General features: G+C 60.8%; 6 protein-coding genes. 1 reads left to right on the plus strand and 5 read right to left on the minus strand.

All coding sequences use genetic code 11. The features are described from left to right. Positions 1-7: 7 nt before the first annotated feature. From BLT60_RS23150 to BLT60_RS23175, 5 genes are all read right to left on the minus strand, one after another. Positions 8-1,090 (minus strand): ABC transporter ATP-binding protein, encoded by a 1,083-nt coding sequence (locus tag BLT60_RS23150; RefSeq protein ID WP_090881048.1) that lies wholly within the window; start codon positions 1,088-1,090, stop codon positions 8-10. Between the two features lie 1,061 nt (positions 1,091-2,151). Continuing rightward, positions 2,152-3,939, minus strand: a complete 1,788-nt coding sequence (locus BLT60_RS23160) for an AMP-dependent synthetase/ligase (protein ID WP_090881054.1) — start codon at positions 3,937-3,939, stop codon at positions 2,152-2,154. Positions 3,940-4,522: 583 nt separating this feature from the next. Continuing rightward, complete coding sequence (gene xth / locus BLT60_RS23165; RefSeq protein ID WP_090881057.1) at positions 4,523-5,326, minus strand: exodeoxyribonuclease III; 804 nt, start codon at positions 5,324-5,326, stop codon at positions 4,523-4,525. 3 nt (positions 5,327-5,329) lie between these two features. Beyond that, a complete protein-coding gene (locus BLT60_RS23170; RefSeq protein WP_210185673.1) occupies positions 5,330-5,755 on the minus strand; it encodes a thermonuclease family protein in 426 nt (141 codons plus the stop codon). A 59-nt stretch (positions 5,756-5,814) separates the two neighbouring features. Beyond that, positions 5,815-5,997 carry a hypothetical protein gene (locus BLT60_RS23175; protein ID WP_090881064.1) on the minus strand — a complete coding sequence of 61 codons (183 nt, stop codon included), beginning with the start codon at positions 5,995-5,997 and terminating at the stop codon, positions 5,815-5,817. 233 nt (positions 5,998-6,230) lie between these two features. Between BLT60_RS23175 and BLT60_RS23180 the strand changes: the two genes are divergently transcribed. Then, the coding region (locus BLT60_RS23180) for an alpha/beta fold hydrolase (protein WP_244521413.1) at positions 6,231-6,841 on the plus strand (611 nt) is incomplete at its 3' end.

The following is a 6,841-nucleotide window of genomic DNA, read 5'->3' on the forward strand; positions in this document are numbered from 1 at the left end:
TTGCCGGTCAGTGCGCATGATAGGCTTGGCCCGCCTGATCGAAGAGATGCACCGCGGACGGATCGAAATTCAGATCAATATCGTCGCCCGGCGCGACCTCGGACCGGCCGCTGTCCTGCACGATAACGTCGCTGCCATCGCGCAAGGTGCAATAGATCAGGGTACGCTCTCCGAGCCTTTCCACGACTCCGGCCCTGGCGCTGGTTGTCGTCTGGTCGTCGCTCCCTTTTTCGACCACATGAATGCCTTCCGGACGGATGCCGAGTTCGTATGAGCCAGCGCCGGGATGATCGACCTGGAGAGGCACTTCCGCGCCGTCGGCAAGGCGCGCGATCTTATTGCTGCTCGCCGCCACGTCCACCTGCAGGAAATTCATGCCCGGGCTGCCGACGAAGCCCGCCACGAAACGCGATGACGGCCGCAAATAGACCTCCATCGGCGTTCCGATCTGCTCGATCTGCCGGCCGTTCAGAACCACGATCCGGTCGGCGAGCGTCATCGCTTCCGTCTGGTCATGGGTAACGTAGACCATCGTCGCCTTCATGCGCTGATGCAGTTCCGCGAGTTCGACGCGCGTGCGTACGCGCAGGGCCGCATCGAGGTTGGACAACGGTTCGTCGAACAGGAACGCCTTGGGCTCCTTCACGATCGCACGGCCGATCGCCACGCGCTGTCGCTGGCCGCCCGAGAGCTGCGCCGGGCGCCGATCGAGAAGTTCCTCCATTTCGAGGATGCGGGCCGCGTCCTTGACCCGGCGCTCGATCTCGCTGCTCGCCATGCCGACGTTATGGAGCCCGAACGCCATGTTCCCGCGCACCGTCATGTGCGGATAGAGTGCGTAATTCTGGAACACCATGGCGACGCCGCGTTGGCCGGGCGCGAGGTGCTCGCACCTTTTGCCGCCGATGGTCAGGGTGCCGCTGTCGATCGTCTCAAGGCCGGCAATCATTCGAAGCAGCGTCGACTTGCCCGAACCTGACGGACCGAGGAAGACAACGAATTCCTCCGAGTTAACGACCAGCGAAAGATCCTCGATGACCTTCACGCTGCCGAAGCTTTTCGAGACATTCGCCAGTTCGATATCCGCCATGAATCCCTCCCGACAGGTCACACATCCATCTTTTCGGGTACGCATCCGGAGTCAAGGTATTAAACGCATTTGAGCCAAGACATCAGCCCGCATTGCGGCCGCAACACGTTCACATATGAAACCAGCTACGCGGCTGACCCCGCATCGGCAACGCATTCATCACCGGACTGAGCTACGCCCGGGTTGGCTGGGTACTATCGGCTTGTTCCGCAGTTGGCGCCTTGCAGCCGTTCGGACTGCATCGAATGGACACTTTCCGCCCACTTCGGTCCTTTGCGGTCTATCCGCAGGCGGCTGCTTCGGGTCATCAGGCGATTTCGCGATGTCCGTTCTGCGGCTGTTTGCCGACATTTGCCACCGCCTGGGTGCAATGCTTAGGTTCGGCCGATGGGCAGGCTCTCCTTCATCGTCCTTGTTGCGTTCGGCTTTCTGGTGGTGCCGACGGTCTGGGTCGTCGCGGCTCTTTTTGCCGTGAAAGCGAGGCGGCCGGCATTATGGACGCTGCGCCAACTTGCTCCGCAGATCGAAGCCGGCGCTGTCGCGGAATCGCGCCGCCCGTTCCCCGGGCACAGTGCAGCGCCAAACCGCCCGGTGCCGAGAAGAATTTCCAAAAGTGCGGAGCTCTCGATCCAGAAAACCGATTCAATTCAGAGGTTTAGACTTCCGTACTAAATGGCGGAAGTCCTTAGCTATGGAGAGAATGGCTCGGAGAGAGACCAGACAAGGCTTCAAGCTAGGTTGCCCGGTCCAGAGATTTGGTCGAAAGCGCGCGAAACTGCGCCGTTCTCGGCTTGGCAAAGCGGCGCGGAGAGATCGGATGGAGGGAGAGAAACCCGGCTCCAACGTTCTCCAGCGAAATGGCTGATCCCCTTCAATTCTGACCAATCCTCTCCCTTCATCCGCTACGGCGCCGGCCTCAAGGACGCCCACTCACTGGCGACGCGGTTGCGCCAAATAACCCAATTGCACCATCTCCGTTTTCCCCAGCGATTCCGCCGGTTCTGCTGAGCCATCAGAGTCGATACCGCCGACCTTTCCCGCGCGCCGACAAGTGATCACGCTTAGCGTCCAGCCTCGTCGATCGCCGGCCCCCATCGATTCAGAATCATGTGCCGCCTAGGTTTCATTGTTGGCGTCATCATTCCATTTTCAATCGTGAAGGGCTGGTCGACAACGACGAAGCGTTTGACGCGTTCGGCCGGTGCAAGATTGCGGTTTGCGCGATCGACGGCCTGCCCTATCGCACCGATGAAGTCCCGATTCTCCCTTAGCTCGGCAAGACTGGCAGACACGCCGCGTGACTCCGTCCATCTGGTGACGAAGTCGGATGCTGGAACGATGATCGCAACGATATGCGGTCGGTTGTCGCCGACCGCCATGGCGGCGTCGATCTCTGGCTCGAGGGCCAGTTCCAATTCTATCTTCTGTGGCGAGATCGTCTCGCCAGCGGAGTTAACGATTATGTCCTTCTTGCGATCGGTTATCCGGAGATAACCGTCGTCGTCAACGACGCCGATATCGCCAGTATGGAGCCATCCCTCGCGCAACGCCTCGGCGCTGGCTTCGGGTTGCCGCCAGTAGCCGTCCATCAGCAACGGCCCACGAACCAGCACTTCGCCGTCATCGGCGATCCGCAGTTCGACGTGTTTCAACGGGGGACCGACGGTTCGCAACTTGATCCTGCCACACCGGTTGCAGGTGATGACCGGCCCCGCCTCGGTCTGACCGTAGCCCTGCAGGAGGCGCAACCCGAGCGCGGTCAGGAAGAGGCCCACGCCATAGTTCAGCGGCGCGCCGCCGGAAACCAACGCCTTAAGGCGCCCGCCGAAGCGCGAGCGGAAGGTGTCGCGAACCAGGCGGTCGACGACACGGTCGGCGATCCGCTCCGTCCAGGTCATTGCCTCAGGGCTCTCGTACCGCTTGCGGCCGAGCATGACCGCTGCCGAGAAGAGCTTTTCCCGGAGCCCCCCCTGGCGACTTACATCCCTGAGGATCTTCTCCCGCATGACCTCGTATAGTCGGGGAACCGACGTCATGATCGTCGGGCGCGCCTCCAGCAGATTTGAAGTGAGCGTATCGACGCGCTCGGCGAAATAAATCTGCGCGCCAATCGAGACCGGGAACATCAACCCGGCCGAATGTTCGTAGGCGTGCGAGAGCGGCAGGAACGACAGGAAGACCTCGTCGTCGAGGCCGACCTCCTCAAGGACCTCCGCCGCGCCGACGCAGTTGGCGATGATCGATCGGTGGCTCAGCATGACGCCCCTCGGGTTGCCACCGGTGCCCGAGGTGTAGATCACGGCCGCCGTGGCGTCGCGGTCGATCGCAGGCGCCGCAGCAGCCACCGCCCCCGCGCCAGTCTTGCCCTCGGCCACGGCGTCGTCCCACGAGGTGACCACGGCGTTTCCACGATCGAGATCGCCCCAGTCCTCCATCGCGATCACATGCCTGAGAGTCTCGAATTGGCGTGCAGCCTCCAGGAAGGGTCGCGCCAGCGTCGCGGTCGAGACGATCGCGGCGCTCGCATCGATGTCGCCCAGAATGTGGGTGTGGTTGCTGATGGTGTTGGTGGTGTAGACCGGTACCGTCACGCAACCGGCGGCCATGATTGCGAAGTCGGCGATCACCCAGCGCGGCGAATTGTTGGCGAGGAGCAGGACGCGGTCGCCCGGACCGAGACCCCGGGCCTGCAGCGCGGACGCAAGGGCCGACACCTGATGCGCTGCCTCGCCCCAGCTCGTCGACTGGTAGACACCATTCCGCTTTTCCCAGAGGAAAGGCCGCTCGCGACGCGCCTCGGCGTTTGCCAGGAACATGGCGACAAGGTTTGGCCAATCCTCGATTTCCATCGCTGATCCTTTCGCCGCTCCAGTCTGGATTGCTGCCGTCGCTGCAGCTCTCGCGGCAGGTCATTCTCATGCAATACCGTACGGCGAGTCAGTATGGAAAATCCCGCGGCCGACCCGGAACCATCCCTCACTCCTGGCGTTATCAAACTACCGAGGCGCGGGAAGCGCCCCCCGCTATCCGTTCTATCGGGTTCAGGAAAGCCGTCTCCCCTACCCGGAGGCGGCTTTCTGCTTTTCACACTTCCATCTCGATATCGACAAGCTTGCCGCTAAGAGGGTTCTAATCATGGAGCCTGCGGCACGCCGAGCAACTGATTGTCAGGGAGCTTTTTCCATCACAATCGAGCGCAAGCTGAGAGCCTGGGAAAATGTCCCGCCCGGTGACCGGGCACTTCGCTGTGATTTTTGGCATTGAGTAAAGGCGCAGGTCCACTCATGCGAGTCGAGTCATTCCGTCTGAGGGGCGAAGTTTCAAACTGAAACACGACCCGGATTTAGGCGTGGCGCGCTTGCTACCGAATGCTGAGTGCATGCAAACGAGTACCGATTGATTCCAGCCCCCTGGGTACACAAACAGGCCCCTTCAGTCGGTTCGTCGCTGCCGTTGCGGGTGGGGTCCCGACAACTCGATCCAGACAGGTGCGTGATCGCTGGCATGCTCACGACCACGGACACTCCGATCGACGCCTGCAGCGACGGCCCGATTGGCGAGTTCGGGGCTCAACAAAAGATGATCAATGCGAAGACCAGCGTCGCGAGCGAAGGCGTTCCGATAGTATTTCCAGAAGGTGTAGATCCGGTCGTCCGGATGCAGCTTTCTAACCGCATCGGTCCAGCCTTGGGCGAGGAGCTTTCGAAACGCCTCGCGCACTTCGGGCCGGAACAGCGCGTCGTCGACCCAGCGTTCCGGCGCATAGACGTCCTGTTCCGTGGGCATGACGTTGAAGTCCCCCGCCAGCACGACCGGCACGCCTGCGTCGAGAAGATCCTTGGCGTGGTCTCTCAAGCGCTCGATCCAGCGAAGCTTGTAGTCGAGCTTCGCACCCGGCGCCGGGTTGCCGTTCGGCAGGTAAAGGCATCCGACAATGACACCGTTGACGGCAGCCTCAATGTACCTGCTTTGTCGATCCTCCGGATCGCCCGGCAGGGCACTCCGGGTCTCAATCGGCTCGACGCCCCGAGCAAGGATCGCGACGCCGTTCCAGCTCTTCTGTCCCTGCCAGATCGCGCCATAGCCCGCATCACGGATCGCTTCCTCCGGAAAGGCCTCCTGCGTGGCCTTTAGTTCCTGCAGGCAGACAATGTCTGGGGTGGTTACCCCGAGCCACTCAAGCAGGTTGGCGAGGCGACCGTTGACGCCGTTGATGTTGAAGGTCGCTATCCGCACCGGCTACCGGTCTTCATACGGCACTGCCTGACCTGCCCGGATCATCTCCTGGTTCACGTCCAGGCCATCGAGATAAACCGTACCGAGCCAACGGCCGAAAGAGTCATCTCGATCCGCGCCATCCTTACCCTTAGACGTGCGCAGAATGACTTCCTTTCCGTCGATCAGCGTCTTGAGGTACTCGGTCGCCGCCGCTCCAACTACTTTGGATTCTCCCCTCATTTCCGGTGCATCGATGTCGAGCATGCGGATGCGCTGCTTCCTGATCCAGATGTAGAAGCCCAGGTCGATATCGACATCGATGGTATCCCCGTCGACTACGCGGACCACCTCCGCTCGATAGAGATAAGCCGGTTCGGTGGGATGGTCTTCGTCGGCAGCCGCTTCACCAGAGCAAGCTAGGCATAGGAGCGCAAGCGCCGTGGCCAACGTTGGGATTCGCCTTTCAGGCATGGGGGAGGCTCGTTTTCTCGCCGCGCTTTCGGACGCTAGGCTTTGGTTCGTTCGTATCCATCGGGCGGGAAGCCGGAGACGATCAGGTAGATGGCCAGAAGGTCCTCGTCGTCGTCGAGACCGGGTTGATCTTCGCGAGGATCGCGACCCGTATCCAGCCTGTATCGCTCGATTGCCGAGTTGATCAGGGGATTAAGTATCCGCTTCCACTCTGGCAAGGTTTGGCTCCGGTCGTTTCTCAATCGGGCTCAATCCTCCCGGCGCCAAGGATGGGAGAGCACCAACGATGGGACTCGGTAATCCGATCGCTCAGCACAGCGCTCGAAGGGGTGCCAAGCGACGTTGCGGTTACGTCGCCACCGGCCCGACGAACCAATTGCTATGAAACCTTTTGAGGAGCAATTCTTTACCAAATTTAGTGTCCTTGTATCAAAACACGGGTTGGGGGGGAATGAGATCAGAGTTCCATAATGTGAACGTCAGCGGTGCAGGGCCGAACTCAATGTTGTTTGCCCACGGCTTTGGGTGTGATCAGAACATGTGGCGGTTCGTTGCCCCTGCATTTGAGGAGAGTCACCGGACAATCCTGTTCGATCATATAGGAGCCGGCAAGTCAGACTTGTCAGCCTACGACCCTGATCGATATGCCTCCATTGATGGCTATGCGGACGATGTCGTCGAATTGTGCCGGGAACTGGAGATTCAGGGAGGCGTCTTCGTCGGTCATTCCGTAAGTGCCATGATCGGCGCACTGGCCAGCCGCACGGCACCTGACCTTTTCGACGAACTCATCATGGTGGGGCCATCGCCGAGATACATCGACGACGACGGCTACACCGGCGGGTTCAGCGAGGCGCAGATCCACGAGTTGCTGGACTTTATGGACAACAACCACATGGGTTGGTCGCAGGCCATGGCGCCAGTCATTATGGCCAACCAGGACCGACCTGACCTCAGCGAAGAACTGACCAACAGCTTCTGCCGCACCGATCCGGAGATCGCAAAGCAATTTGCGCGCGCAACGTTTCTTTCGGACAATCGCCGCGACCTGCGGGATATCAA

Source organism: Bauldia litoralis (assembly GCF_900104485.1).
Classification (GTDB): Bacteria; Pseudomonadota; Alphaproteobacteria; order Rhizobiales; family Kaistiaceae; genus Bauldia; species Bauldia litoralis.

Excerpts from the sequence above, each read along its gene's own strand:
- BLT60_RS23150 (WP_090881048.1), bottom strand. The coding sequence starts at position 1,090 with ATGGCGGATATCGAACTGGCGAATGTCTCGAAAAGCTTCGGCAGCGTG.
- BLT60_RS23160 (WP_090881054.1), bottom strand. The coding sequence starts at position 3,939 with ATGGAAATCGAGGATTGGCCAAACCTTGTCGCCATGTTCCTGGCAAAC.